The organism is Streptomyces sp. S465, from assembly GCF_026898115.1.
Lineage (GTDB): Bacteria > Actinomycetota > Actinomycetes > Streptomycetales > Streptomycetaceae > Streptomyces > Streptomyces luomodiensis.
Window position 1 is genome coordinate 9,252,472 of record NZ_CP114036.1, and the last position, 26,313, is coordinate 9,278,784.

At 74.9% G+C, this 26,313-nt stretch carries 21 protein-coding genes; 4 read left to right on the forward strand and 17 right to left on the reverse strand.

The window, feature by feature from the left end; genetic code table 11:
* The first annotated feature begins 21 nt into the window (after positions 1-21).
* Positions 22-615 (forward strand): helix-turn-helix domain-containing protein, encoded by a 594-nt coding sequence (locus tag N6H00_RS38810; protein ID WP_268976602.1) that lies wholly within the window; start codon positions 22-24, stop codon positions 613-615.
* Positions 616-627: 12 nt separating this feature from the next.
* Here the strand turns inward: N6H00_RS38810 and N6H00_RS38815 are convergent, their stop codons facing one another.
* Positions 628-1,653 (reverse strand): SMP-30/gluconolactonase/LRE family protein, encoded by a 1,026-nt coding sequence (locus N6H00_RS38815; protein ID WP_268976603.1) that lies wholly within the window; start codon positions 1,651-1,653, stop codon positions 628-630.
* Between the two features lie 173 nt (positions 1,654-1,826).
* On the opposite strand from N6H00_RS38815, the gene N6H00_RS38820 reads away from it, so the two are divergent.
* From N6H00_RS38820 to N6H00_RS38830, 3 genes are all read left to right on the forward strand, one after another.
* Complete coding sequence (locus N6H00_RS38820) at positions 1,827-3,629, forward strand: flavin-containing monooxygenase (RefSeq protein ID WP_268976604.1); 1,803 nt, start codon at positions 1,827-1,829, stop codon at positions 3,627-3,629.
* Between the two features lie 117 nt (positions 3,630-3,746).
* The gene (locus tag N6H00_RS38825) at positions 3,747-4,412 is read left to right on the forward strand and encodes a hemerythrin domain-containing protein (protein WP_268976605.1); all 666 of its coding nucleotides are present in this window, start codon (positions 3,747-3,749) and stop codon (positions 4,410-4,412) included.
* Positions 4,413-4,698: 286 nt separating this feature from the next.
* Complete coding sequence (locus tag N6H00_RS38830; protein WP_268976606.1) at positions 4,699-5,229, forward strand: VOC family protein; 531 nt, start codon at positions 4,699-4,701, stop codon at positions 5,227-5,229.
* 141 nt (positions 5,230-5,370) lie between these two features.
* Here N6H00_RS38830 and N6H00_RS38835 read toward each other — a convergent pair whose 3' ends face one another.
* The 16 genes from N6H00_RS38835 to N6H00_RS38910 form a co-directional block, all read right to left on the reverse strand.
* On the reverse strand, positions 5,371-6,180 hold the full coding sequence (locus tag N6H00_RS38835) for a zinc ribbon domain-containing protein (protein ID WP_268976607.1): 810 nt from the start codon (positions 6,178-6,180) through the stop codon (positions 5,371-5,373).
* A gap of 460 nt (positions 6,181-6,640) precedes the next feature.
* Complete coding sequence (locus N6H00_RS38840) at positions 6,641-7,204, reverse strand: phage tail protein (protein ID WP_268976608.1); 564 nt, start codon at positions 7,202-7,204, stop codon at positions 6,641-6,643.
* Positions 7,201-9,159: a putative baseplate assembly protein gene (locus tag N6H00_RS38845; protein WP_268976609.1), complete on the reverse strand. Its 1,959-nt coding sequence runs from the start codon at positions 9,157-9,159 to the stop codon at positions 7,201-7,203. The genes N6H00_RS38840 and N6H00_RS38845 overlap by 4 nt, the downstream gene beginning before the upstream one ends.
* On the reverse strand, positions 9,159-9,581 hold the full coding sequence (locus tag N6H00_RS38850) for a GPW/gp25 family protein (protein WP_268976611.1): 423 nt from the start codon (positions 9,579-9,581) through the stop codon (positions 9,159-9,161). Before N6H00_RS38850 ends, N6H00_RS38845 begins: the two co-directional genes overlap by 1 nt.
* On the reverse strand, positions 9,581-9,898 hold the full coding sequence (locus N6H00_RS38855; protein ID WP_268976613.1) for a PAAR domain-containing protein: 318 nt from the start codon (positions 9,896-9,898) through the stop codon (positions 9,581-9,583). Before N6H00_RS38855 ends, N6H00_RS38850 begins: the two co-directional genes overlap by 1 nt.
* A 178-nt stretch (positions 9,899-10,076) precedes the next feature.
* Entirely contained in the window at positions 10,077-11,900 is a 1,824-nt protein-coding gene (locus N6H00_RS38860) for a VgrG-related protein (RefSeq protein WP_268976614.1), read from the reverse strand.
* Positions 11,897-12,619: a CIS tube protein gene (locus N6H00_RS38865; protein ID WP_268976615.1), complete on the reverse strand. Its 723-nt coding sequence runs from the start codon at positions 12,617-12,619 to the stop codon at positions 11,897-11,899. The genes N6H00_RS38860 and N6H00_RS38865 overlap by 4 nt, the downstream gene beginning before the upstream one ends.
* A gap of 82 nt (positions 12,620-12,701) precedes the next feature.
* Entirely contained in the window at positions 12,702-13,127 is a 426-nt protein-coding gene (locus tag N6H00_RS38870; RefSeq protein ID WP_268976616.1) for a phage tail protein, read from the reverse strand.
* A gap of 196 nt (positions 13,128-13,323) precedes the next feature.
* The gene (locus N6H00_RS38875; RefSeq protein WP_268976617.1) at positions 13,324-15,543 is read right to left on the reverse strand and encodes a hypothetical protein; all 2,220 of its coding nucleotides are present in this window, start codon (positions 15,541-15,543) and stop codon (positions 13,324-13,326) included.
* A 1,252-nt stretch (positions 15,544-16,795) separates the two neighbouring features.
* Positions 16,796-16,954 (reverse strand): DUF6760 family protein, encoded by a 159-nt coding sequence (locus N6H00_RS38880; protein WP_268976619.1) that lies wholly within the window; start codon positions 16,952-16,954, stop codon positions 16,796-16,798.
* Complete coding sequence (locus N6H00_RS38885; RefSeq protein ID WP_268976620.1) at positions 16,951-17,445, reverse strand: hypothetical protein; 495 nt, start codon at positions 17,443-17,445, stop codon at positions 16,951-16,953. The genes N6H00_RS38880 and N6H00_RS38885 overlap by 4 nt, the downstream gene beginning before the upstream one ends.
* Positions 17,442-17,882, reverse strand: coding sequence for a phage tail protein (locus N6H00_RS38890; protein ID WP_268976621.1), 441 nt, complete (start codon positions 17,880-17,882; stop codon positions 17,442-17,444). The genes N6H00_RS38885 and N6H00_RS38890 overlap by 4 nt, the downstream gene beginning before the upstream one ends.
* A 34-nt stretch (positions 17,883-17,916) precedes the next feature.
* Positions 17,917-19,500, reverse strand: a complete 1,584-nt coding sequence (locus N6H00_RS38895; protein ID WP_268976622.1) for a phage tail sheath family protein — start codon at positions 19,498-19,500, stop codon at positions 17,917-17,919.
* Positions 19,501-19,840: 340 nt separating this feature from the next.
* Positions 19,841-21,874: an ATP-binding protein gene (locus tag N6H00_RS38900; RefSeq protein WP_268977275.1), complete on the reverse strand. Its 2,034-nt coding sequence runs from the start codon at positions 21,872-21,874 to the stop codon at positions 19,841-19,843.
* A gap of 464 nt (positions 21,875-22,338) precedes the next feature.
* Positions 22,339-23,082: a DUF4255 domain-containing protein gene (locus tag N6H00_RS38905; protein WP_268976623.1), complete on the reverse strand. Its 744-nt coding sequence runs from the start codon at positions 23,080-23,082 to the stop codon at positions 22,339-22,341.
* Positions 23,079-26,168: a hypothetical protein gene (locus tag N6H00_RS38910; RefSeq protein ID WP_268976624.1), complete on the reverse strand. Its 3,090-nt coding sequence runs from the start codon at positions 26,166-26,168 to the stop codon at positions 23,079-23,081. The genes N6H00_RS38905 and N6H00_RS38910 overlap by 4 nt, the downstream gene beginning before the upstream one ends.
* Positions 26,169-26,313: the final 145 nt, after the last annotated feature.

Consider the following 26,313-nt stretch of genomic DNA (forward strand, 5'->3'; position numbering starts at 1 on the left):
CCGGACCGCTATCCTCGCGGCGTGACACGGCGACCACTCCCTGATGAGCGACGGCCCGCGAACGACGGGCCCAAGGCTGCCGCCCGTAATCGCGCCGCCCTGATCGCCGCGGCCCGGGAGATCTTCGCGGAGTCCGGGCTGGACGTGCCACTGTCCGCGATCGCGCGCCGGGCCGGGGTCGGCCAGGGCGTGCTGTACCGGCACTTCCCCGACCGGGCCGCCGTGGCGCTCGCCGTGCTGGAGGAGAACGTCCGGGAGATCGAGCGCGCGGCGGCAGCGGACGGCGCGGACCTCGCCCACATCCTCGGTGTCCTGACGTGGCACCAGACCGAGTCGACGGCGTTCGTGGGCATCCTCCATGCCGACGGGGCAGGCGGTCGGTCCGACTACGCCGCGACTCTGTCCCAGCGGGTCGAGCGGGCCCTGCGCGGACATCTGCCCGCGGACCACCGGCTCGCCGCCGACCCCGGCGATCTGATGATCGCGGTCGGCATGGTCTCCGGCGCCGTCACCGGCCCCACCCGCGAACACCGGGAGCGCCGGGCACTCGCGGCGTGGCGGCTGCTGGGCGTGGAGGTGGGACCGGTGCGGCCCTTCGAGGGCCGAGAGGAGTGAACGGGCGGCGGGTCAGCCGCCGTTGGACTGACGGATCCCCTCGGCCAGGGCGTCGAAGGTGTACAGGTAGCCCCCGTCGGGCCCGCTGACGGTCATGTACGCCTTCCTGCCGCCGGGCGTGATGGCCACGTTGGTCGCCGACTCCAGACCTTCGGCGGCACGGGCGGGGACCTCCACGGTCGCCAGCCGCTCACCGTGCTCGCTGTACACCGCCATCGCGGGCCGGCCGTGCAGCGCCTGGTAGAGGTTGCCGTCGGCGTCCACGGCGATGGAGTCGGTCTGCGCGATCCCGCCGTCGACCCGGATGGCGGTGTGCCGGGAGGCCGCGCCGCCCTCGCCGTCCAGCAGCAGGTAGGAGATGCGGTCCTCGGTCAGTTCGCTGAACCACAGCCCGCGGTAGTCAGTGTCGAAGGAGATGCCGTTCGGCGCCGACAGGCCGTCCGCCAGGACGGTGGCCTTCTGCCCGTCGCGGCCGATCCGCACCACGCGCCCGGTCGGCTTCCCCTCGGACATGCCGCGTGAGTCGCTGACAAACAGGTTGCCCTCCTGATCGAAGGCCAGATCGTCGGGGTTCATCCGCGCCCCGTCGACCTCACCGGAGAAGAAGGTGCGCGGATCACCGCCGTCCGGCGCCAGACTCACGATCTCGCCGTGGGAGAAGTCGGTCAGATAGACACGCCCGTCGTAGGGGCTGAACTGCGCCGAGGTGTAGGTCCCGCGGTCGTCGGTGTGGAACATCCGCGAGGTCTTCTCGCGGACGTCGACGCGGAGCACCTTCCGTTCCCCGGCGGGCGCGGTGACGTCGACGACGAGCAGTTGGCCGTCCTCGTCGAAGACCGGACCCTCCAGCAGCGTCATCCCGGTCTCCTGGTGAACCGTCGTCAGTCGCATCACCTTCTGGGCGTGGACCGTCCGGCCCGCACCGGTGGCGGTCGCCGCGTCCGCGGCGGTGCCGCCTGTCTGGGTGCCGCAGCCGGTGAGGGCCAGCAGGCCGATCGTGGCGAGCCCGGCGAGCGGTGGGATCGGGAGACGTCGCATGGAGATCACTCTTCCTGTCCGAAGGAATACGGAAGCTGCGTCCGCACTAACCGGACAACATTGTCCGGAGCTTGTTACGGTAGTGCATGGCTGCTCAAGTCCTGCGAGCCGCGGCTCAGTTCGTGGAAGAGACAGCCCCATGGCAGCGAACCGGAAGGAACGAGGTCCCCCCTATGGCGAATTCCCCTGCGCTGACCCCCGAGGCACTCGCCGAGCTGAGAGAGCGTTACCGGGTCGAACGGGAGCGACGCGTACGGCCCGACGGCACTCGGCAGTACCTCGCCGCCGACGCCGAGTTCGGCTACTACGCCGCCGACCCGTACGGGGAGACATCCGAGCGCGAGCCGCTGCGGGACCGGGTGGACGTCGTGGTCGTCGGCGGCGGCTTCGGCGGCATCCTCGCCGGGGCGCGGTTGCGGCAGCAGGGTGTCGAGCGGGTCCGGATCATCGAGAAGGGCGGCGACTTCGGAGGGACCTGGTACTGGAACCGGTACCCGGGCATCCACTGCGACATCGAGTCGCACGTGTACCTGCCGCTGCTCGACGAGACCGGATACGTCCCGGAGTGGAAGTACGCGCCCGGCGAGGAGATCCGCCACCACGCGGTGCGCATCGCCCAGAAGTTCGACCTCTACGCCGACGCCCTGTTCTCCACCGCGGTCACGGCCCTGACCTGGGACGACACAAATAAGGCATGGATCGTCACCACCGACCGCGGCGACACGTTCCACGCCACGTACGTCATCACGGCCACCGGCACCCTCTCGGAGATGAAGCTCCCCGGCATCCCCGGCATCGAGACCTACCGGGGCCACACCTTCCACACCTCACGCTGGGACTACGGCTACACCGGCGGCACCCCGGACGGCGGTCTGACCGGCCTCGCCGACAAGCGCGTGGGCGTGGTGGGCACCGGTGCCACCGGTATCCAGGTCATCCCCATGCTCGCCGAGGACGCCGGCCACCTGTACGTCTTCCAGCGCACGCCCTCCACGGTGGACATCCGTGCCAACCGCCGTACCACCGCCGCGGACGTCGGCGCCGACCGGCCGGGCTGGGCCGGTGAGCGCCGCGACAACTTCCTGCGGATCGTCTCCGGCGACTTCGCCGACGAGGATCTCGTGGCCGACCAGTGGACAGCGACGGCGGGCCTGCTGGAGAAGCTCTTGCCGAGCTTCCGCCGCCAGGGCGACCGGGCCGCCTTCGAGGCGGAGTACGAGGTCGCGGACGCCGCCAAGATGAACGAGATCCGCGCCCGCGTCGATAAGGTCGTCACCGACCCGGAGACGGCGGAGAAGCTCAAGCCCTGGTATCGGTACGCCTGCAAGCGCCCGACCTTCTCCGACCTGTACCTCCCCACGTTCAACCGCGACAACGTCACCCTGGTCGACACCGCCGACACCCACGGCATCGAGCGGATGACGGAATACGGTGTCGTCGTCGGCGACACCGAGTACCAGCTGGACTGCCTGATCTTCGCCACCGGATTCTCCGTCGGCATCTCCGGTGTCCACTCGGGCCGGCTGCCCGTGCGCGGCCGGCAGGGTGTCCGATTGCAGGACGCCTGGCGGGAGCACGGCCCGCGCACACTGCACGGCTTCACCAGCAACGGCTTCCCGAACCTCATCCAGCTGGGCGGGACGCAGAGCGCCAGCAGCGTCAACTACACACATGTGCTGGACGAGCACGCCGTGCACGCCGCCGCGCTCGTCGCCGCCGCCGAGGCCGAGGCCGCCCTGATCGAACCCTCGCGCGAGGCCGAGGACGCCTGGATCACGCTCCTGGCCGAGGGTGCCCCTGACCACGAGTGGTTCCACGCCGAGTGCACCCCCGGTTACTACAACGCCGAAGGCCGCGGCCGGCGGAACGGCCCCATCGCGTATCCCCACGGTGCGGTCGCCTTTCATGACCTGCTGCGACGCTGGCGGAAGGAGTCCATGGACGAGGTGCTCGCCGCCCGCGACCAGGTGCTGTAACAGGCCACACCCACGGGGCGCCGGGCATGGGGGGTTCGTCACCGGGGCTTGCGTCGAGTGAGCGGTGCGCGCGGGGGTACCCAGGACGGCTGAGACGCGCGTGAGGAGGGACAGACCATGGGCACCCTGACGAAACAGGCCGCGCTGAAGACAGCGACCAAGCCGTCGCTCGCCGGGAAGGCGACGGCCCGGACCGCGGCCACCGCTCCTGCTTGGTCTCGGCGGGCGATGCGAGCTCTGGGCGGCGAAAACGTCGTCGACGTGCTCACCCGCCAGCACCGGCAGATCCGGCTCGGCTTCCTGCGGGCCGCCCTTCCCGGCCCATGGCGCCGCCGGAACTTCGACCGGCTGATGCGCCTGCTCGCCGTCCACGAGGCCGCCGAAGAGGCACACGTCCATCCCGTCGCGCGCCGCGCCCTGCGGCACGGCCGCGAGCTGGCGGCCCGCCGCCGCGCGGAGGAGAAACAAGCCAAGGAGCTGCTGATCGCACTGTGGCACACGGGGCCCGACGGGGCCGGGTACCTGCGGCGCCTCAACGAGGTCAGGCGCGTGGTCTCCCGGCACGCCGCGCGCGAGGAGCGTGAGGAGTTCCAGGCCCTCCGGAAGGCCATCAGCCTTCCCCGGCTCCGCATGCTGGGCGCCGAGGTCAAGTTCGCCCAGGCATACGCCCCGACCCGGCCGCACCGATGGGTCAACAACGAGGCCACGAACAAGCTGGCCGCACCGATCCTCGGCCCCGTCGACCGAGCACTCGACGCCCTTCGCCGGCGCAGCGCGTCGTGACGGCCGCGGGCAGCCGCCCGCGACGGTGACGCGCGGCTGCGCACCGGTAAATGGCTGAAAATTGATTTAACGCTAAACCATTCTGGGTGTCATTCTGGTCTCAGACCGGGCGACCGCCCGGTTGCCGGGCCCGCGCTTCCCGCCTTTCACCGCAACGTCATGGGAGCGCTCCCGTCCCGTTGCGACTACTCTGCGTGGGCGCTTGCGTGCCCTGCGTGGTCAAAGGTGCAACAACGCGCCCGGCCCGGCAGTCCCGTCTCCTTCCCGTAACCGGAGGAAATTCCCCATGACGCAGACCCTTCCGCTCCGCCTCCACCACCACGCCTGGGTAACCGATGACCAGGAGGCCAACCGGGTCTTCTACGAGGACGTCCTCGGCCTGCCCCTGGTGGCCACATGGACCGAGAGCGACGTGCTCTTCGGGGCCGAGCGTGTCTACAGCCACTGCTTCTACGGCCTGGGCGACGGAAGCGTCCTGGCGTTCTTCCAGTTCGCCAACCAGGCGGACCGGGAGGAGTTCAACACCGCCATCAACTTCACGCCCTGGCGCCACATCGCCTTCAAGGTGGACCAGGAGACCCAGGACGGCATGCGCAGGCGCATCGCCGCGGCCGGCTACTCGGAGGAAGACGCTTATGTGATCGACCACGGGTGGTGCGTCTCGCTGTACATCACGGACCCCAACGGGCTGATGCTCGAATTCACCATTGACCACCCCGACATCGAGAAGATCGAAGCGGAGCGGCGGACGACAGCGCACGCCGACCTCGCCCGCTGGCTCGGCGGCGACCACACCAGCAACAACCCCTGGCGCTGACCCTGCCCCCGGACCGGCCCAACGGGGCATCCCGGTGAAGCCGGGCCCCGCCGCGCCGGACACCCACCGGCGCGGCGGGGCCGGACCCGGGACCGCGCGGCTGGAACCACGGGGCCCGGCCGCGGTCTTCGCGCCCCGTACTCATCCGGCCCGGTGTGCCGGAACGCACTCGTCCCCCGACCGGGCCATCCGGGCGCCACCGGCTGAGCCGCGCTGGAAGAACTCCACCTCCGCCAGGGCCAGATGGCGCTCCGGGTCCAGGCCGGTGGGGGAGCGCAGGGTCAGCCGTATGGACGTCACGTCGCTGATGCCGGTGGAGACCTGTTGACAGCCCGGTTTGTCGCCGAGCGTGATGCTCGTGTGGTGTTTCCCGCTGTCCGACGTCGTCACCTCCAGGTCGATCTGGAGGGCGCGCGCCTGGTGAGCGTAGGTCTCGGCATCGACGGACGCGCCGTTGGTGATGGCCAGGTCGACCAGTCGGAACGGCTTGCGGAAGGTGTACGTGATCCACGCGCTCGGTCCTGGCGCGCCCCAGTAGCGGTTGTTCAGGCCGTCGATGGTGTTGGTGGCCGGGTGGCCCGGGACCTCGGCGCTCGCGCGGATCTTCACGGGGCTCACGGGTGTGGGCTTGCCCAGTTTGTCCCGGGTGTCCTCGTACAGGGCGCGTCCGGCGGGCAGCAGCAGGACACCGCCCGTGCACAGGCCCGCCACCACGGCCAGGATCACCAGGAACCGCACCCCCCGGCCCGATCTGGCCCGCACCCGGCGGCGGAACGGCCACACCGTCCGCCACCACGGCAGCGGATCGGGCTTCGCGGTGGTGTGCAGTGGGGCCGCGCAGCGCCGGCAGAACCGGCGCTCCGGCTGATTGGGCGTTCCGCAGGAGGGGCACGGCACCCCCGCCACCTCGTCCTCCACCGCCGCGGGCCGTACGACGGGGCGTGGGGCCACGGGTTTGGCGGGGCGCACCGGCAGTACCGGTTCCGGCGCCGGTGGCCCGGAGGCGGCAGGGCTACCCGGCCCCGGCGCGTCTCCGGCGGCCGGGGGCCGGGGGGTGGGCCGCGGCGCGGCGGGTGCGTACCCGGTGGCCGGGGGTGCCGCTCCGGCCGGGTCGGGATCCTCCGGGGCGGGCCCCGGACCGGCCGGTCCCTCCGCCGGGCCGGTGCGCGTCCGGACTGGGCCCGCCCCGGCAGGGGACTGCGACGGAGCCGGTTCCGATGGTGCCGGTTCCGATGGTGCCGGCTCCGGGGGAGCGACCCAGGACGAGGACGTGGGCGGGGACGGGGGCGCGGACGAAGGGGCGCTCGGCGCCGGCGCGGTGTCCGACCAGCCCAGATACGCGCCGCAGTTGCCGCAGAAGTCGTCCGTGGGGCCGTTGGACGCCCCGCACGCGGGACACGCGCGCATGGCGTCACCTCCCTTCGTCGGCGGGCGGGCCGGGCAGGATCTCCACCCGGCAGACGGTGTGCACCGGGCACATGGCCCGGACGAGCGCGTGGACCCGGTCCGCGTCCACCGGCCCCCCGTGCCCCGGCCAGACCCGGACCAGCACTTCGGCGGGCGGCTCCGGCGGCAGGTCCGCACCGGCGGTGCGCGACCACGCCGCGCCCCCGTCCCCCGCCACCTCGGCATGCGCGCCGAGCGCCAGCCGCAGCCCCTCCACCAGCCCCCGCCGGGTGCCGCGCCACCGGTGCAGCTCCACCGCGCGCGCCACCGCCTCGCGGCGCGGTTCCACCGGCCACCGCGGGTCGTGGGCGGCGCCCACCCAGGACGCCAGCCAGGCCACGAAGTCGGCCGGCGCGACCCGCGGGTCGAGGTAAGCGGGCAGGTTGTCGAGGGTGGCGAACACCGGGGCGAGGACGGTGTCGAGTCCGGCGGTGAACCGCTGTGCGAAGTCGTCGTCGGCGTAGAGGGCGGGCAGGTGCCCGCCGATGGGGTGCCTGCTCGGCAGGCCGGGGACGGCGGCGCGGCTCATCCCCGCGCCCCCGGCCCGGCCGCCGTGACGACCACCTGGTGCTGGTAGGAGAAGACGAGTGCGCCCGGGGCCACCTCGATACGGTCCGCCGGGGCGCCGCGCCGCCCGGTGAGGGGGTCGGCGGGGAACAGCCGGATCTCCTCCACGAGCGCCTCGCCGGTGGCGCGTTGCAGCACGCCGAACACCTCCCCGTACTGCACCGGCCGCCCGAACGGCCACCCGGTGCCGTCCGGGCCGCCGCGCAGCGGGTCGAGGTGCCGGAACAGCGCGGCGAGCGCCGCCTCGCGCACCCGGTCGGCGTCGCCCGGCGCCGCGGCGAGCCGGGCCACCACGGTGACGCCCTGGTAGACCGGCGGTTCCACCACGAGGCGGGTGCCGATCAGCCGCCGCTCGTCCAGGCTCGTGGTGATCGCTTCGAGCACCTGGTCGGACGGGATGAGCTGCTCGAAGCGGAGCCGGTCGCCCTCGTCGGCCACCGCGTCCGGCACCACCAGGACCCGCACCGCGCCCGGTCCGTCCCCGGCGGGCAGACAGCGGACCCGCCGCACCGAGGGCGCAGCCTGACGGCTGATGACCTCGTAGTCCTCGGCGGTCACCGCGCGCTCCTGCATCCGCAGCGCGTCCGGCGCCCGCAGCCTGGCGTTCTCGACGGTCTCCCCGGCGACCCCGCCGCGCGCCGCCTCCCGGTTCTCGACCCGCGCCACGTACGGGACGGAGCTGCGCAGGACGGAGATCGCGCCGCGGGCCACGTTGCCCGCCGGTCCGCCGCCGGTGCGGTAGCGGGCCACCCGTACCTCGGCGCCCTTGGGCGGCACGGCGCCGCACTGCCGCAGGGTGCCGTCCGGTTCGCGCAGCGCCGGGGGGAAGGTGAACTCGCCGGTGGTCGCGTCCACGCGGACGTGCCGGTCGGCGGGCCCCGAGCGGCCGAAGTGCTCCACCACGTCCCAGCGCTGCCACCCCTCGGCCGAGGAGACCTCCACCACCGGCGGCTCGCCGTCGAGGAGGACCGGTGGGCGGCCGAGCCGGAAGGTCTGCCCCGCGACCCCCTCCGAGGTGCCCAGCGGCACGTCGGTGACGGTCTCGGCGTGTTCGACGGTCATGGTGCCGCCGACGGTGAACACCGCCGCCTCGCGCACCGTCGGGGACTCCGAGTAGAACGGCTGGCCCGGTTCCGCCTCCGTGACCCGGCAGCGCAGCCACCCCGCCCGGGTCCCGCTGATCACCGAGGCCGTATGAGCGGCCGGTACATACACGATGACCTCACCGGGCCGGTTCAGCCCGCCCGTGGTGTCCGGGCCGGTCTCGCAGAGCCGCCAGCGCCCGCCGTCCCACGCCTCCCACACCAGCGGGGGCTGACGCGGATCCACCCCGATGCCCTCGACCCGGCTGTCCAGACGCACCGCCACCACACAGCGCGGCACGGCGGTCGGCAGACCGAACAGCAGCGCGTCGCCCGGTTCCGGCGCCGCCTGGAAACACGGTACGTCGCGGCCCTCGGCCAGCTCCCCGGTGCGGTCGGTCTGCTCACCGGTCCGAACCGCGGTCACCAGGCGTGTCAACGAGCTGGGCACGATGCGCAGTTCGGCGGTGGTGGTGAACACCACGGGATCCTCCGCCTCGCCGCCCGCCGTCGTCACCTCGGTTCCGGCGGGCAGCGCCACCGTGTCGGGCTGCGGCGCCGACAGCCAGAAGTCGGCCTCGGCCACCGCCGCGGCCGGCGGGAACAGCCGGATGCCCAGCAGATCGAGGAAGGCGAGGTAGTTCTTGTCCGGAACCCGGTTCAGCCGGTACAGCACCTGGTCCACCAGGTAGGCGAACGTCTCGATCAGGGTGACGCCGGGGTCGGAGACGTTGTGGTCGGTCCACTCCGGGGCGCGCTGCTGCACGTACCGCTTCGCCTCGTCCACGAGCTGCTGGAAGCGGCGGTCGTCCAGGTTGGGGGAGGGCAGCGCCATCAGTCCGCGACCTGCTCCCCGGACCCCTCGTCGGAGGGGATCGTGTAGAAGGGGAACACCAGGTTGCGCCGGTCGTTGGTGGACCGCACGGTGTAGTGCACGTCGATGTAGAGGGTTCCGGCCTCCACGGCGTCGAACGCCACCACCACGTCGTCCACCGCGATCCGCGGCTCCCACCGCTCCAGCGCGTCGCGCACCCGCTGCGCGACGCGTCCGGCGGTGGCGCCGTCCACGGGGGCGAAGACGTCGTCGTGGATGCCGCAGCCGAACTCGGGGCGCATCGGGCGCTCGCCGGGCGCGGTGCCGAGCACCAGCCGGATGGCCTCCTCGATCTCCCGTTCCCGTTCCACCATGGCGATCCCGCCGGTGGGCCCGACCCGCAGCGGGAACGCCCAGCCGCGGCCGATGAAGCGCTCGCTCATCACACGCCCCCGATCAGGACGTTCACGGCGCCGATGTGCACGGTGGCGCCGCACGCCGTGCGATCGCCCGTCCGGGCGGCGGGCAGCCCGCCGATGAGCACCGGCCCCGCCGTGACGGCGCCCGGACCGGGCACGATCACATTGGCCGGTCCGAGGAGCGCGTGCGGCGGCATCGGGCAGGTGTGCAGACTGCCCACGACGGCGGCGGGCCGGCCGCCGATCAGCACCCGCGCCACCGCGGCGGCGGCGCCGGGCGGCGGGGCGGCGACCACCCCGCCGTGGCTGGTGGGGTCGCCGGTACGGGCTGCGGCTGGCATGCGGCGCTCCTCAACGAGGGTAGGGTCGGACGGGCAGGGCGGTCGGGCGTGGCGGACGGTCGGGGCAACGGAAGCCGTCGGCCCTCGCGGCCTCGGGCCTGGTGCCGGCCGGCGGGGCCGGGAGGGACACCGGGCAACGGGGCACGGGGTGGCGTCGGGGAGGACACGGGCCGCCGCCTCAGTTGATCCGGATGAGCGCGGCCTTGAGGACACCCAGCAGACCGCCGTCCACGGTGACCTCCGACTGGCCGGCGACCCGCACCGTGCGGCCGCCGATGCGCACCGCGTTCGTGGCGCCCAGGTCCACCGTTGCGCCCCGTACCTTCACCGTGCCCTCCTTGGCGTCGAGCGTGATGCCGTCCTTGTCGAGCACGACCGAGCCGAGGGCGCGGCCCCGCCCGGCGTAGACCGTCAGCTCGATCCGGTTCCGCCGGTCGTCCAGGCGCACCTGGAGGCGTTCGTCCCCCGTCATCAGCCGCAGCCCCGAGGGACCCGGCGCCTTCGCGTCCAAAAGCTCCACCCGGTGGCCCGAACGCGACACCACCGAGCGGCGGTTGACCTTTCCGCTGGTGCCGTCGACCAGGGGCACGTCATGGGGCGAGGGCCGGTCCACGCCGTTGTAGAGCCCGCCGATGACGTACGGGCTGTCCAGCAGGCCCTGTTCGAACCCCACCAGCACCTCGTCGTTGACCTCCGGGCTCACCACGCCCCCGCCGCCCCTGCCGCCCCACTGCACGGTGCGCACCCAGTCGGTGACGTAGTCGTCGTCCAGCCAGGGGAACCTCAGCCGCACCGCGCCGCGTTCACCGCCGTCCGGCTCGCGCACGTCCGTCACCACACCGATCGCCAGGCCCGGTACGCGGGGGCCGCGGGACGGTGCGTTGGCGCCCGTCACCAGGCCCGTCAGGGAGCGGTCCGGGCTGGCGCTCACCCACACCGTCGTCCGGTACCCGCCGTGCGGTTCGAGGACGTGGCGCACCGCGGTGGCCGTGTACCGGCCCGAGAACGCCTGCCCCACGTTGCCCAGCGCCACGGGTTTGCCCGCCCGCAGCCGCGGGTTCCCCTCGGCCAGCGCCTCCAGCTCCCCGAACCCCGCGCTGACGTGCGCGGCCGTCGCGTCCGCGACCGCCGTGGTCTCCGCCTGTGTGCGGTACGGGGTGTCGGTGACCGTCAGTTTCGCCGACGCGCCGAACCGGGCGCCGAGCGCGGGGCTCAGGCCCGGCAGCACCGTCTCGCTGGTCACCGACGGATGCCGCGCCACCAGCGGCCTCTTCGTGGTGGTGTCCCAGCCGCGCACCTCCACCGACGCCGCGCCGTCCGCGGCCGTCAGCGAGGCCCGCAGCGCCAGCAGATTCCGCCCGTACTCCAGCACCATCGGGTTCCGGGTGGCCGGGGTGGACGGCGCGGGCGCGCCGGAGGCCCTCTCCGGCCGGACGAACTGGAGCACCCCCTGGTCGTCCACGCGCACCTGGGCGCCGCTCTCACCCGCCAGATAGTGCAGGAAGTCCCAGTCGGACACGTTCGCCTGCGAGAGCTGCCGATAGGTGACGGGCGCTGCCTGCACCGTGCCACAGGTCAGCCCGGCGCCCGCGGCCACCTTGCGGACGATCGCCGCCGCCGTCATGTTCCGGTACGCCCGCACCCTCCGGCCCCGCTGGAGGCGGTGCGCCTTGGAGTAGGCGCGCACCACCGTGAACGACCCCGTACGGTCCCGGTCCAGCTCCAGCGCCGTCACCTCGCCGCTGAACAGCCGCTCCCGCGCCTGCCCGGACGCCGTCACCACCGACACCCGCAGCGGAGTGCCGATGGTGATGCCGGTCGCCGCCAGCAACTCGTGGTCCGGGTCGCGGAAGGTGAGCACCGCCGCGTCCGGCAGGCCCACGTTCTCGTCCACCACGCAGCTCACCAACTGGGCGGCCCACACCGGGGGGAGTTCGGCGGGCGCCTCCACCACCGGGTCCGCCGCGAACGACCGGCCGCCTTGCGCCTGGGACGTGCTCACCGCTCCTCCTCGCTCCCGGCGTCCCGCAGTCCGGGCACCACCAGTTCGGCGCCGGGCGCGAGCACCATCGGGTCGTCGATGCCGTTCGCCTCCGCGATGACCCGCCAGGCCGTCGGGTCGCCGTACTCCCGCCAGGCCAGCAGGGCCAGGCTGTCGCCCGCCACCACGGTGTGCGTACTGCGGGCGGTCCGCGCCCCGGACGTCGGGTTCTGGCCCGGCGGGTCGACGCTCGCCTCCTCGATCGACAGCGCGCAGGTGGCCCGCAGCGGCTTGCCGTCCACGTCGAACAGCGTGTACGTCACCGACAGGCTCGACAGCACCCCGTCGAACGAGGTCGTCCGCGCCGTGCCCCACTCGAACCGCACCCACGGACTGGCCGGTTTCTTGCGGCCCAGGCTGGCCGGGGTCGGCACACACGCCTTCATCAGCTTCTCCACCGCCTGCTCCACCGAGCCGTCGTGGGTGGCGGTCGCGTCCAGGAACACCTCGAGGCTCAGGGTGCGCGGCCCGCTCCCCACGAACTCGGGCAGCGCCGACTGCCCGGCCATACGGGACGGGGTGCGCCGCCACTCGGTGGTCTTGCGCAGCTCCAGCGTGGACGGGTTGAACTGGAGGCCGAGCCGCGCGATCGTCCCGCCGGGCTTCGCCCCGACCGACGTCGGCGGCTCCTTCAGGGTGAGCTGCGCCCTCGCCCGGCTGGCGCGGACCGCTGGGGACATACCGGGCCTTCCTTTCTGGGGGGGGAGGGGGACGGGGTACGCGGGTCCGGGGGACGGGGCCGCCGGTCGGCTCAGGGAGGGGTCAGGAGGGACGCAGCCCCTCGTGGGCGATCTCCAGGGTCTCCACGGCGGGTTCGGAGCTGGCGGGGTCGAACGACGGCCCCTGCCAGCGCACGGGGACGATCCCGAACACCTGCCAACTGATGATCCGGGTCAAGTCCGGTTTCAGCGCCACGATCTCGCCGTCCTTGGGCTCCACCCGCCGCAGCGTCTCGTCCAGCCAGCGGCCGATCTTGGCCGTGTCGGCGGTGACCGGCCGGGTGAGCGTGATGTTCGACCAGGTGACGCGCCCGGGTAGCTGCCAGGTGAAGCCGTTGTTGCCGCCCTCGGCGTAGCTCTCCATCTCGACCTCGGCGCCCATACCGGAGCAGGTGTGGAAGGCGCCCAGGTCGTTGCCGCCGATGGCGAGCCGGAAGAACACGCTCGTCGCGAAGATGCTGTCCGTCATGCGTCCGCCCTCCGCCCACCCGCCGGTTCACCCGCCCGTTCGCCCTTCCCGCCGACCGTCCGACCGCCTGTCCGCCTGCTCACCCGTCCGTTCATCCGTGCGCCCACCCGTCCGTTCATCCGTTGCGTTCGTCCGGACGTCATCCATCGGCCCGTCCACGTGCCTGTCCATGTGCCCGTGCCTCCGTCTCCCGGCCTCAGCGGCGTCCGTCGTAGGGGCGGCCCATACGTTCCCGGCCGCGCCGCAGTTCGGCGCGGAGCAGCCGGGCCACCGGATCGAGCAGGCGACGCGCCAGGTCGTCCAGGTCGGCGCCGGGGTTCTCCAGGGCGTCGGGGTGCTGGGCGGCGCCCGCGCCGGACGCGGGCGAGGCGGCCGGGCCGGCGGCCCGCGCCGACCGATCACCGGCCGGTCCGCCCGTGGCCGGTCCGCCCGTGGGCACAGCGGAGCCACCCGGCGCTGCCTCGCGACGCTGGACCGGTGGCGCCGTCCGGCCGGTTCCGCCGCCACCTGTCGCCGGCGCGGCGCCGTGTGCCCCGGAACCCGGCCGGGCCCGCACCACGGGAACGGGCCGCGCCGGGACCGCGGTGGCCGACGGGAGGCCCGTCGGCGCCGGTCCCTCCGGGGTGGCCACCGGGCGCCGGGCCGGTACGGCGGCGGCCGGTACGGCCGGGACGGTTCGGACGACGGGGGTGGCCGGAGCGGCCGGGGTGGCCGGGGTGGTGGCGGTGCCGTGGGCGGTCGGGGTGCGCGTCGTGACGTCCCCGGCCGTGGTCCGGCCGGGCGGTGCGGGCCGGACCACCGGGGCGGGCTGGACGGCGCTCAGGGCACGTTGGCCGGGGCCAGGGGCGCGCTGGACGGGGTCCAGGGCGCCACTCTGCCGTACGCCCGGGACGTCCGGCCCGGGGCGTAAGGCCGCGGCCCGCTGGACCCGTGGCGCCGCCGGGACGGTGGCGGAAGGGTGCGGGACCGACGGCGCGGGGCCCCGGGGGGCCTTCCCGGGGGCCTCCCCGGGGGTGGCCGGGCCACCGGACCAGCGCACCGGCACCACGGGACGGCCGCCGAGTCGCGCGACGGCAGGCGGCGCCATCCCGTGCGCCGCGCGGGTGTCGAGGGTGAGGGGACGCGCGGCGAGCAGCGCGAGCGAGCGGGGCACCGCTCGAGCGGGGCGCGCTTCACGGCGGGCCGTGCCGCTCGGGGCGGCCACGCCGGGGCCGCTGTCGCCACCGGTGCGAGCGGCCACCGCTCGGGCGACGACAACCGGCGCGGGGACGCCGGGTCCCGGTCCGGTGGCCGTGGCGCCGGGTCGCTGCGCGTGTCCCGCCGCGCCGGACGCGTCCGTGTCGTGTGCGTCCGGCGCGGCTGGGGACGGCGCGACCAGCGGTGGGGCGGGTGTGTGCGCGGGCCCATGACGGACGGCGTCGCCTGCCGGGCCGGTGGACGGGGGATGGCCCATGAGGTGGTGCGGCACATCGGCCGACCCCAGCAGAGGCGCGGCCTGGTCCGTCCCGCCGCTTCCTGGCGACGCCGGATCACCCGCCGTGGGCGGTGCTGTTGACGGCCCCGGTCCGCGGCCTGGTCCCGCCGGAGCGCGCTGGGCGTCCGGGCCGGGAGCCGTACGGGCGGCGCGGACGCCGGACGCGGTGGAACCGGGTGCCTCGGCGCTCGGCGGCAGGGCGGGCAGAGGCGCGCCCAGACCGCCGCGCGCCCGTGCCCCGGAGCGGCCGGGCGCCGGGGGCCGGCGCGGGGGGTTCGCCGGGCCGTCCGGATCGTCCGGCGCGCCGTGCGCCGTACGCGTCGCGCCGCCGTCGTACGGGACCGGGCCGTCGTACGGGACCGGGCCGCCGGTGGCGCCGTCCGCGCGGCGCTGGACGACGGGCCCCACCGGCCCGGGTGCGGTGTGCGGAGCCGAGGCGCCCGGGGGCGGCGGGGTCGCCGTGGGGGGAAGTTCGCTCAGCGGCGCGCCGAGGGGCGCGCGGCTTCCCGCGCGCGGGGCGCCGGGTGCCGTGGCGTCGCCGTGTGCCGTCGTGGTGGCGGCGGTGGGGCCGGGCGCCCCGGACGTGGCCCGGTCGCCGGGCGCCGCGCTCGTGGCCGGACGCAGCGCCGGAAGGCGGCGCGCCGGTCCGGCGGGCCGCCGGGCGATGATCGGCGAAGGCCCCAGCGGACGGAGGGGGACGGCCGGTCCGGACTCGTCGGGGCCGGAGACTGCCTGCCCGTCTCCCCGGGCGGAACCTGTCCCCGACGTCCCTGCGGCGGTGCGTCGGCCGGACGGACCGGCGGACGGCGGCGTACCGCCCCCGGCCCGGGACCCGCCCGGCGGCCGGGCCTGGCCGGAGCGGTGCGGTGCGGCGGGCCCGCCGTCGGCGGACCGGGCCACGGACGCCTTCACGTGCGGCGGCACCACGGCCACGCGTCGCACGAGCGGGATCTGGGGAGGAGCTGTCCGGCGACCGGTGCCGGCGGAGGTCACCACCGGGCCGGCACCCGGTACGGCAGGGGAGGGAGCGAGGCCGCGGGCCCGGTGCGGGGTGTCCGAACCGCCGTGTGCGGAAGGGGCGCCGGTGACGGCCCGCGGCCCGGGGTCCGTCCCGGCGGCCCGCGGCTCGGGGCCCGTCCCGGCGGGTCCGGTCCCGGCGGGTCCGGTCCCGGCGGGCCCAGCCCGGGCGGACCCCGTGCCGCCGGAGCGGTCACGGGAAGACCGCATGACGGAGGGTTCCGGCCCGGACGGAGCGGGCCGGGGCCCGACCGGACCGGGCGCAGGGGCACCGGACGTGGCGGGACCGGACGTGGCGGAACTGGATATGACGGCACCGGACGTGGCGGCACCGGACGTGGTGGAACCGGACGTGGCGGCAGCGGACATAACGGAACCGGGCGTAACGGAACCGGATGTGGCGGAACCGGGCGCAGGGGCACCGGTCGCGGCCGGACCGGACGCGGCCGGACCGGACGCGGCAGGACCGGGCGCTCCCGGCCCGGTCCGGCCGGGGCCGGACGGTCGCGCACCCGCACGCGAGCGCCCCGCGGCCCCGCCGGCGTCCCCGGCCCGCGCAGTACCCGCGACCCCCGGTGTTCGGGTGTCCGGCGCGCCGTCCGGGGGACCGCCGTCGGAGGCGGCCGCTCCCTCCGGACGCACGGCGCGGAGCAGCAGCGGCCCCCCGCCGCTCGGAGCGGACCGGGGAGCGGCCGGGCGGGTGACGCCGCGCAGCAGCCCGGCCGGGGCGGTGGGGAGCAGAGCGTGGCCGAGACCGGCGTCGAACGACGGGTTCTGCCAGGCCGCGAGGCCCGCGCGGAAGGCGAGGCCGTCGCTGACGGCGAGCAGGGTGCGGGCCACGGTGAGGTGCGGCGGCCCGGTACGACGCCACCCGCCGTCCCAGTCACCCGGCACGGACGGCCCCGGCACTTCGGACGCGCCGGGGCCCACCCCGTCGTCCGACCGCCCGCCCGGCCCGGAACCCGGCCCGGCCGCGGAACCCGGCCCGGCCCCAGGACCCGGCCCGGCCCCGGAATCCGGCCCGGCCCCGGAACCCGGCCCGGCCGCGGAATCCAGCCCGGCCGCGGAACCCGGCCCGGCCCCAGGACGCAGCCCGGCCCCAGGACCCGCCGTCCCCGCAGGTTCCGCCGTGCGGGCGGCGGGACGCCGGCGCCGTCTGTGCAGCCATGCCATCCGCTCAGCCACCTTCGTTCACACGCGTGTTGATCCGGGCGATCTCGGCCACCCACTGCCGGCGCTCGTCGTGGGTCAGGTCGAGGATCTCCGCGCGGGGCCAGTGGAAGTGGTAGGCGATGTACGCGATCTCCTCCCGGAGCCGGGGAAGGGCGTACGTCACGATTCCCCCAGGCGCCCACCCGAGAGGTCGACCTCGAAGCCGCCCTCGCAGTGCGGGCAGGTCACCGCGGCGCGGGTGTGGCCCTCGCTGTTGACGCGGCGGTAGAAGTCCTGGAGGAAGGCGACGTCCGTGGCGTACATCCGCTCCACGATCCCGGCGTGCACATCGGTGAGGGTGCCGAGCCGGGTGATCACCTGGCTGAGCAGCACCACGCTCAGGTACGCCGGGTTCTCCTTGACCCGCAGGTCGATCTGGGGCCGCAGCTCGTCCCGGGCGGTGGCCAGCCGCATGGTGCCGTGGCGGTGGACCGCGCCCGTCTCGTCCACGTAACCGCGTGGCAACTCGAACGCGAACTCCGTCCGCAGCCCGTGGTCCTCCCCGGGCGTGGCCGGAGTCGCCGGGGCCGCCGCCGTCTGCTCCGGGGCGGGAGCGGGCGCCGTCACCTGGAGGATCTCCTCCAGATTGCCCGCGGTCACCGTACGGCGCCTCATTCGACCACGATCTCCTCGAACACGATCGTCACCGTCTCGGTGGCCGCGGCCGACTCGCCCGCCTTCAGCGACGGGCCCTCCCATTTGGACGCCCAGCCCTGCATGAGCTGGATGCGCCGGACGGTGGTGCCCTCGGAGTCCTTGATCTCGATGGTGAGGTTCTGCCGGGCGGCGTCCACGGCGCCCTTGTTCAGCGTCTCCTTGATCCACTCGGTGAACTCGCTGCTCTTGTCGAGTCCCCGGGTGATCGTGACCTCCCCGGCCTGCCGGGCGCCGGGCTGCTTGCGGATGATCTGTTTGCCCTCCGAGCTGACCTGGCGTACCTCGACGACCTCCTCCTCGACCGTCAGCCCGCTGATCTCCTGAATCGACTCGACCAGATAGCCGCCGAGCTGCACGCCGAAGACGTGGGTGGAAAGAGCGTCACCCTCTGCCATGACTGTCCGTCACCTCTCCTTGCCGACCCGCGGGTCACTCGTCGATGAGGCTGGTGCTGTCGGAGAACTGGGCCAGCCGGAACACCACGAACTCCGCGGGCTTGACCGGCGCGACGCCGATTTCGCAGACGACCCGGCCCTGGTCGATGGACTCCTGCGGGTTGTTGTCGCGGTCGCACCGCACATAGAACGCCTCGTCGGCGGTGCGGCCGAACAGCGCGCCGCGCCGCCACTCCTCGGTGAGGAACGCGGTGACGTTGCGCCGGATGCTCGACCACAGCCGGTCGTCGTTCGGTTCGAAGACCACCCACTGGGTGCCCAGGAGGATCGACTCCTCCAGGTAGTTGAACAGCCGCCGCACGTTCAGGTACCGCCAGGCCGGGTCGGAGGAGAGGGTGCGGGCGCCCCACACCCGGATGCCCCGGCCGGGGAAGGCCCGTACGCAGTTCACCCCGATCGGGTTGAGCAGGTCCTGCTCGCCCTTGCTGAGCCGCAGTTCGAGGTCCACCGCGCCCCGCACCACCTCGTTGGCGGGAGCCTTGTGCACACCGCGCTCGGCGTCGCTGCGCGCCCACACCCCGGCGATGTGGCCGCTCGGCGGGACGGTGGTGTTGCGTCCGGCGGCCGGGTCGAAGACCCGCACCCACGGGTAGTACAGGGCGGCGTACCGGGAGTCGTAGCCCGCCTCGTCGTTGCGCCAGGCGCGGACCTGCTGGGCCGAGAGGCGCGGCGGGGGATCCAGGACGGCCACCCGGTCGCCCATCTGCTCGCAGTGCGCGATCACGGCGAGCTGTACGGTGCGCACGCCCTCGGCGTCGAGGGCGCCGCGCTCGTAGGCGCTCATCAGATCCGGCACCGCGACCATCGTGATCTCGTCGACGGTCTCCAGGCCGCCGAAGCCTGTGCGGGCGGCGGCGTCCCCCACGTACTCGGCCGGGTCCAGGCGCACCACGTCGCCGGAGCCGGACGCGCCGGGCGTGGCGGGGGCGACGGGTGCGGCCGGTCCGTCGGGCACCGCCACGGTCCCGGTCGCGGGCCTGCTCTGGGCGGCGGGCCGCTGCTCGGTGACCTCGATCAGCTTCGAGGAGCGGGCCTGGGTGACCAGGTACCCCTTGACGTTCTTGCGGGTGGAGGCCTCGTACCGCTCCACCACCTGGTCGCCCTGGCGCACCAGGAGCGTGAAGCGGTCCTCGGGCGGGTTCTCCCCCTCGGCGTCGGCCACCTCCACCGACACCCCGGTGACCCCCGGCCGGGCGGCGACCAGGAAGCCGCCCAGCTCCACCGGCTCCGCCGCCGGGGTCTCCCCGCGCCGCCGCGGGCCGGTGGCGGCCGCGGGCGCGGAGGTGTCCTCGGCGGAACCGCCGATCCGCACGATGTACGCGGCGCCGCCGCCGTTGGCGAAGTACCCGTACACCGCGTGGGCGAGGTACGTCCCCTCGGTGAAGCCACCGAACAACTGGGTGTACTGGTCCCAGCCGGTGACCAGCGTCGGCGTGTGGAACGGGCCGCTCTGAGCGAACCCGACGAACGCGGCGACGGCGGTGCCGACCCCTTCGATGGGCCGGGCACCGGACTGCACCTCCTCCACGTACACGCCCGGGGTGAGGTACGTCGGCATTCCGGCTCCTTCACGTCCTGACAGCCCACTTGTGTCCGGGCCGAGTCTCACCGGTGGGTCCCTTGGGACGGCAGGGACCCGGGTCCCTCTCCGGGGGCAGGCCGGCTGCCTTTCCGAACGCCCCGCCTGCCTTGTCCGGACGTCACCCGGCCTTGCCCTCGGCTCTGCCTGTGCGGGCCTGGACACCCGTGGTCCCCCGCGACCGGCACGGGAGAACGAGGCCCCGGGCCCGGCGGGCCCCGGCCACGGGACCGCCGTCCAGCGGACGGAGACGGACGAGCGGAGAGCAGGAGGAGGCGGTGGAAGCGGCGGGGGCGAGCGAGCCAGGGGTGGGCTCCCTTCACGCCTCGTTGGCCGCCCCCAGATACGGCCCGAACTCGCCCTCCAGTACCAGCCGTCCGAGCTTGCGGTACTCCTGGGCGACCGCTGTCACCAGCAGTCGCATGGTCAGCGGGCCGCCCGACTCCGCCGCGAGGTAGGCCGCGGTCACCGCGCAGGCCCGGATCGAGCCGCCGGCCAGCTCGAAGCGGTCCGCGCAGAAGGCGAGGTCCACGTCGGCGGCGCGGGGCAGTCGGTCACCCAGGCACCGTTCCCACAGGGCGAGGCGCCGGCCGGCGTCGGGCACCGGGAAGTCGGCCACCACGTCCAGACGGCGCGTGAACGCCTCGTCCAGGTTGGCCCGCATGTTGGTGGTCAGCACCGCGATCCCGTCGAACGACTCCATGCGCTGGAGCAGATACGCCGACTCGATGTTGGCGTGCCGGTCGTGCGCGTCCTTCACCTCCGAGCGCTTGCCGAAGATGGCGTCGGCCTCGTCGAAGAGCAGCACCCCGTTGACCACGGACGCCTCGGTGAAGATCCGCTCCAGATTCTTCTCGGTCTCCCCGACGTACTTGTCGACGACCGTGGACAGGTCCACCACGTACAGGTCCATGCCCAGATCGGCCGCGACGACCTCGGCGGACATGGTCTTGCCGGTGCCCGACTCGCCCGCGAACAGCGCGATCACACCGCGGCCCCGGCCCCCGCCGGGCCGCATCCCCCACTGCCCGAGCACCTGATCGCGGTGGCGGGCGCGCACCGCGAGGTCGCGCAGCCGCCGGTGGGTCGGCCGCGGCAGGACGAGGTCGTCCCAGCCGACGGACGGCTCCACCCGGCGGGCGAGCCGGTCGAGCCCGGCACCGTTCTGGGCCCGTACGGCGGCCCGCAGATCGTCGGGGCCGACCGTACGCCCGCCGAGGGCGGCCGTGCGCACCGCCACGTCGGCGGCGCGGCGCAACTGCCCGGAGTCCAGGCGGTGGGCGGCGACCGCCCGAGCCAGTGCGTCCGCGTCGCCGGTCGCGCGCCCGTCCCCGGCGGCCCGGTCCAGCGCGTGCCGCCAGCGCGCGGCCTGCCGCTCGGGTGTGGGCGCCGTGACCGTCAGGGTGACGGGCGAGTCGGCCGCCCACGCCGGATCCCAGCCGGTGGCGCCGTACGTGAACAGGGGGACGCCGCGCAGCGCGGCGCACACCGCCCGCAGCACGCGAACCCGTGCGGCGGGTTCGTCGGGCAGCGACTCCAGCGGGCCGAGGAGGACCCCGGCGCCGGTCAGCCGCGCCTCCAGGGCGGTGACCCGGGCGAGTTCCGGCACCTCGTCGGCGCGCCGGGCGAGCGCCGCCGGGTCCAGCACCAGCGGACGAAGACCACGGGCGCGCAGCGCGGCGGCGGCCAGCCCCTCGGCGTCGCCGCCCCGGCTGCGCAGATGGACATGGCCGGTGCCGGTTCCGGCCGCGGCCGCCGCGTGGTCCGTCTCGGCCGCCTCGGCGGTCGGGTCCGGGCAGGCGGCGGCGAGCACCCCGATGAGCCGCGCGTCGGGCGCCGCGTGGCCGAGCAGATGGGCGGTGACGCGGTCGGGCACCCGCACGACGCGGGACAGCGGCGGCCGGTCCGGCTCGGTGACCTCCAGCAGACCGCCCGCGATCAGCGGCGCGCCGGGCGAGAGCCGGAACCGTGCGGGTGACACCCCGCCGGTCCCGCACAGTTCGAGAGCGAGCCCGACCGTGGGGCGACGGCGCGTCAGGTCGTCGTTGAGATAGCCGTAGAGCTGTTCGTACCGGGCGTCCAGATCGGGCGCCACCGCGACCAGGAGCAGGTCCGCGTCCAACGGCGACAAGCCGAAGTCGGCCGCGAGACGGGCCAGGACCGAGCCGGACGGCGGGGACGGCGGCTCGGGGGCGGCCGGTCCGAGCCCGTTCGGCCGGTCCAGGAGACGGGCGACCGCCTCCGGGGAGAGGTACTGCCCCCGGTACGGGTCGTCGGGGTCGGGGTCGAGGGCACGCCGCGCGGCCACGGCCTCCCGGACCCGCTCCTCGACCAGCCGGAACCGTGCCCACAGATACGCGTCCCCGGCCCCCTCGACAGCGCCCCCACCAGGCGGGGTGCCGGATGCGGTGGCGGGCCATGTGTCGGGTGCGGCGTCGGTGCTTCGTTCGGTGGGCGGTGGGGTGTCGGGGGTGGCGTCGGGTGGTGTTTCGGGCCGGGTGCCGGATGCGGTGGCGGGCCATGTGTCGGGTGCGGCGTCGGTGCTTCGTTCGGTGGGCGGTGGGGTGTCGGGGGTGGCGCTGGGTGGTGTTTCGGGCCGGGTGCCGGATGCGGTGGCGGGCCTGGCGCTGGGTGGGTGGCCGGTGACACCGTCGGCGGTTCGGCCGTCGGGTACGGCTTCGGTACGCGTGTCGTCCGGGGCATCGGGCGGGGCCTTGGACGGGGCATCGGTGCCGGGTTCGCGCGCGGGGTCGGGCCGGGCGGCGACGGGTTCGCGCGCCGGGTCGGGCCGGGCGGCGACGGGTTCGGCGGTGTGCGTCACGGCCGGCGGTCTCCCCGGTCGTCCCCCCGGCTGTCGTCCCGATGGTCTCCTCGGCGGCGCCGCCGGGCGGGGGCGGGCTGCCGCTCGCGCGGGCCGGCGAAGCCGTTCGGGCCCGGGTCGGTCGTACCCGTGTAGCGCAGCCGGCGCCCCGGTGTCGCGTCCCCGCCACTGTCCCGGGCCGCGGAGCGCGTCACCAGTCCCTCGGTGACCGGTGGCGCGACGGCGGTGCTGATCCCGGCCAGCGGCGCCCGCACCCGCACCCCGAGCGACGCCTTCAGCTCCCCGCCGAGCGCCGACCACACATCGGCGGCGGTCGGCGCGTCGAGCCCGGCCTCCGCGGTGTCCAGGCCCACGGTCAGGCCGAGTTCGGCGAGGGAGCCGGTGAGCAGCCGCGCGGGCAGCGTCTCGGTGGCCACCAGGCAGGCGAGTACCTGCGAGAGCAGCCGGTGTTCGTCCTGCGGCCGGTTCGCCCACGCCGTGACCAGGTACGTCAGCGTGAACCAGCGCGCCGGGGCCCGCCGCGCCACCACGTGGCCGTCCGCGTCGTACACCTCCCGGTCCCCGGCGCCGCGCCGCGTGGCGTCCTGCCGGATGTCGTAGAGGAACACGCAGACCGTGGGGGCGCTGCGGCGCGCCGCCCAGTCCCGGGTGGGCGCGTCGAACACCACCTCGATGCCCGACGCCTCCAGTTCGCACTCGCCGAGCAGCCGGCGCAGCCCCTCGTCCACCTCGTGGATCATCGCCGGGTCACCTCGTCCGGCGGCTGCACGGTGCCGCTGACGACCAGGAAGTCGGTCCGCACCGGGGAGAATCCCGGGCCCGTGGCGGTGATGGTCCGCGGTCCGGTCTGATCCTTGGCGAGGATGAGCAGCTGGCCGATGAACGTGCCGTCCGGCAGCGGTACGGTCGGCGCCGCCGCCGCGGTGATCCCCGGCTTCCAGGTGAACCGCACCGGCGCGCCCGGCGGGAAGTCCTTGCCGCGCACCGAGGTGACGAAGCCGGGCTTGCCGATCGGCGGCACGGCGACGATCCGCGGCTGGAGGATCCGCAGCCGGGTACGGGCGGTGTTGTCGCGCGGGTCGGCGTCCGTCCCGGTCGTGGTGAGCGTGGCCGTGGTGTACGCGGTCAGCGCCTTGTCGGGGCTCAGGACGACGGTGAGGCCGGCCCGCGCGCCCGGGACCAGGTCCGGCAGGGCGCAGACCCAGGCGCGGTCGCAGCCCGGCGGCGGCCCGTCGGCCGGGATGCCCCGGGGCGGGCCGATGCGCAGCCGCAACCCGGTGGCCAGCGCGTTCCGCCCGTTGCGCACGGTGTACGTCACCACGACGCGCCCGCCGACGTAGCCCGGGTTGGGCTGGGCCGTGATCCGCACCCCGGGCCCGGCCGCGGGCTCCTGTGACGGGGGCGGGGCCGGCGGGGGAGCGGTCGTCGGCGGGGGACTGGTCGGCGGCTGGGTGGCCTCGCGCACCGGCACCACGGTCCGGCCGGTGTTGTCGTCGGGCCGCGGGTCCAGCACGGCCCCGGTAACCGACCAGTCGACCGGCGCCGGGCCGGGGGTGACCCCGGTGAGGGTGACGGTCACCTGGACGGTGGCGCCCGGCCGTACCACGCCGATGTCGCACTGGAGGGAGGCGGCGGCGCAGGTCCCGCCGGGCCGGGTCAGTCCGGTGATCCGCACCCCGGGCGGCGGGGCGGCGGTGAGGCGGGTGCCGGGGGAGGCGGCGGGGCCGTTGTTCACCACGTCCACGCGGACCGTGGTGGAGCGGCCGACCGTGACCGCCGGGACGCTGCCGGGCGCGCGGACGGCGAGGTCCACGGACTGCCGGACGCTGGGCTCCTTCTGCCGGCCCGGGAGGCCGGCGGTGAGCGGGGTGACGCTGCCGGAGGCGATGTCCACCAGCCGTAGCTTCTCGGGGCTGTTGGGCGGCAGGGCCTCGCGGGAGCTGAACACCAGGGCCGTGCCGTCGGCCGTCCAGGCGGCGTCGCGCGGCTGGAACGGGCCGGTGGCCGAGGTGTCCGGCAGTTCCCCGTGGCAGGCGTCGGGGAGGTCGCGGGCGGCGGCGGGCAGCAGGACCCGGCAGTCGTCGCCGGAGACGGACGCCAGGAGCAGGCCGTTGCGCTCGTCGACCCGGCCGCCGCCGTTCTTGCGGTTGAACGCGACGGTGCGCCCGTCCGGTGAGAACGCCGGGCTGTCGTCGATGACCTGGCAGTTTCCCGGGCAGAACGTGGCGCTCAGATCGTGCTGCTGGTCCAGGTGGTCCACGGGCACGGTCCATACGTGCTTGCTGCCGCCGGTCCCGTAGATCACCTGGTCGCGGGTGAAGGCCAGGGTGGTGCCGTCGGAGGACCAGGTGGGCTGGGCGTCCCCGCCCTGGCCCTGCCCGGCCGGCGGGGTGATCTCGCCGCGGATCGCGCCGGTGGCCACGTCCGCGATCAGGATGCGGCCGGGGCCCGCCCCGTCGCCGGTACCGCCCGGGGAAGTGCGGGTGAAGGCGAGGTACCTGCCGTCCGGGGAGAACGTCGGATCGGTGTCCCAGTCCCCCGGGCCGCGCCCGGCGAGCGGCAGGGGCGCCGCCTGGGAGCCCTCCGCATCCGCCGTCCAGATACGCTCGACACGGGTGTCCCGTTCGTCCTCGAACCTCGTCACCACCAGCCCGCGCCCGTCGGGGGTGTAGTTCTGGCGCTCGGTCCACGGGTCGTAGCCCGGCCGGGGCTGGAACAGAGGATCCCGGGTGGGGTCGGTGTTGGTATCGGCTTCCGGGTCCTCATCGAGGATGGTCGGCCCCAGGTCGCGTGGGTCGACCCCGTCCATCCGGATGTCCTGCAACGTCGCCGTCCGCACCGTGGGGGCGGAGGTGCGCTGCACCACCACCGAGCCGCCGTCGAGGGGGCCGAGCCAGGTGGGCGAGAGGACTTCCCGGTCCTCGCTGAGCACCAGTTCGGGCTGGCCGGAGGGCGAGCGCACCGCGTACACGTGGTCCCAGTCGCCCTTGCAGTCGCACGTGCGGTCGGGGCTGAGGAACAGCAGTCCGTTCCCGTCGGGCAGCCATGCCGCCGCATGGCTGCGCCAGCCCTCCGGCACACCCGTGAGCAGCGGTTCGTCGGTGCGTCCGTCCGTCACCCGCAGCCGGGGCCCGCCCGTGGAGGTGGACGTGTACGCGATCCGGTCCCGGTGGGCGGGGTCGTCGACCGGGTTCCACACCGGTTCGGTGGCCGTGCCGTTCGCCGGGTCGGTGATCCGCGTGGCGGTGCCGCCGTCCAGGGGCCGGACGTAGATCTGCGCTCCGGCGAGCGGGTCGCTGTCGCAGGAGTACGCCAGGCGCAGTCCGTCGGGAGAGACCGTGGGGAACTCATCGTTCGCGGGGGTGTCGGTCAGCCGCCGCAGCCCGGTGCCGTCGGTGTGCACCAGCCACAGGTCGCGCTGGGTCCCGCCGTCCGGCCCGCCGGGCTCGGCCGAGTCGAACACAACGGACCGGCCGTCCGGCGTCAGCCGGGGGTGCGCCGCGTCCCGGCCGCTGGTGAGGCGGCGCACCGACCCGTCGGCGGACCGCAGATAGATCTGCGGGTTCTTCTCGTCGCGGCGGCCGGCGAACACCATCGCGTCGCCGAGGGCGGACGGCTGGACGTCGAAGTGGGCCGGCCCCGCGCCGAACAGCGGCTCGCTGGACTCCTCCCCGGTGACCCGGCCCAGACTGCGGTGCCGGGTACCGGCGTAGGCGACCCGGGTGTCCGCGGCGTCCTTCACCACCGGCCCGGGTGCGGGCTCGGCGCTGCCGCTCCCGGAGGCCGCCGTCACGGTGAGCAGCGGAACGATCAGCAGCCACGACATGCCGAGTCTCCCCAGGCGGTACCGCCCACCGGACGCAGCGGTGCCCATCACGGTCCCCCTCACACTCCGGTACGGCCATGCCCCCGCCATCCTGCGCCCCGCCGTGCGCGGCGCGGCAGGGTGGCAGGGACGTACCCGGGGGAAA

Coding starts and splice junctions, on each gene's coding strand:
- N6H00_RS38870 (WP_268976616.1), bottom strand. CDS start 13,127: ATGACGGACAGCATCTTCGCGACGAGCGTGTTCTTCCGGCTCGCCATC.
- N6H00_RS38865 (WP_268976615.1), bottom strand. CDS start 12,619: ATGTCCCCAGCGGTCCGCGCCAGCCGGGCGAGGGCGCAGCTCACCCTG.
- N6H00_RS38855 (WP_268976613.1), bottom strand. CDS start 9,898: ATGCCAGCCGCAGCCCGTACCGGCGACCCCACCAGCCACGGCGGGGTG.
- N6H00_RS38885 (WP_268976620.1), bottom strand. CDS start 17,445: ATGAGGCGCCGTACGGTGACCGCGGGCAATCTGGAGGAGATCCTCCAG.
- N6H00_RS38850 (WP_268976611.1), bottom strand. CDS start 9,581: ATGAGCGAGCGCTTCATCGGCCGCGGCTGGGCGTTCCCGCTGCGGGTC.
- N6H00_RS38815 (WP_268976603.1), bottom strand. CDS start 1,653: ATGCGACGTCTCCCGATCCCACCGCTCGCCGGGCTCGCCACGATCGGC.
- N6H00_RS38910 (WP_268976624.1), bottom strand. CDS start 26,168: ATGTCGTGGCTGCTGATCGTTCCGCTGCTCACCGTGACGGCGGCCTCC.
- N6H00_RS38905 (WP_268976623.1), bottom strand. CDS start 23,082: ATGATCCACGAGGTGGACGAGGGGCTGCGCCGGCTGCTCGGCGAGTGC.
- N6H00_RS38820 (WP_268976604.1), top strand. CDS start 1,827: ATGGCGAATTCCCCTGCGCTGACCCCCGAGGCACTCGCCGAGCTGAGA.
- N6H00_RS38895 (WP_268976622.1), bottom strand. CDS start 19,500: ATGCCGACGTACCTCACCCCGGGCGTGTACGTGGAGGAGGTGCAGTCC.
- N6H00_RS38825 (WP_268976605.1), top strand. CDS start 3,747: ATGGGCACCCTGACGAAACAGGCCGCGCTGAAGACAGCGACCAAGCCG.
- N6H00_RS38890 (WP_268976621.1), bottom strand. CDS start 17,882: ATGGCAGAGGGTGACGCTCTTTCCACCCACGTCTTCGGCGTGCAGCTC.
- N6H00_RS38830 (WP_268976606.1), top strand. CDS start 4,699: ATGACGCAGACCCTTCCGCTCCGCCTCCACCACCACGCCTGGGTAACC.
- N6H00_RS38845 (WP_268976609.1), bottom strand. CDS start 9,159: ATGGCGCTGCCCTCCCCCAACCTGGACGACCGCCGCTTCCAGCAGCTC.
- N6H00_RS38840 (WP_268976608.1), bottom strand. CDS start 7,204: ATGAGCCGCGCCGCCGTCCCCGGCCTGCCGAGCAGGCACCCCATCGGC.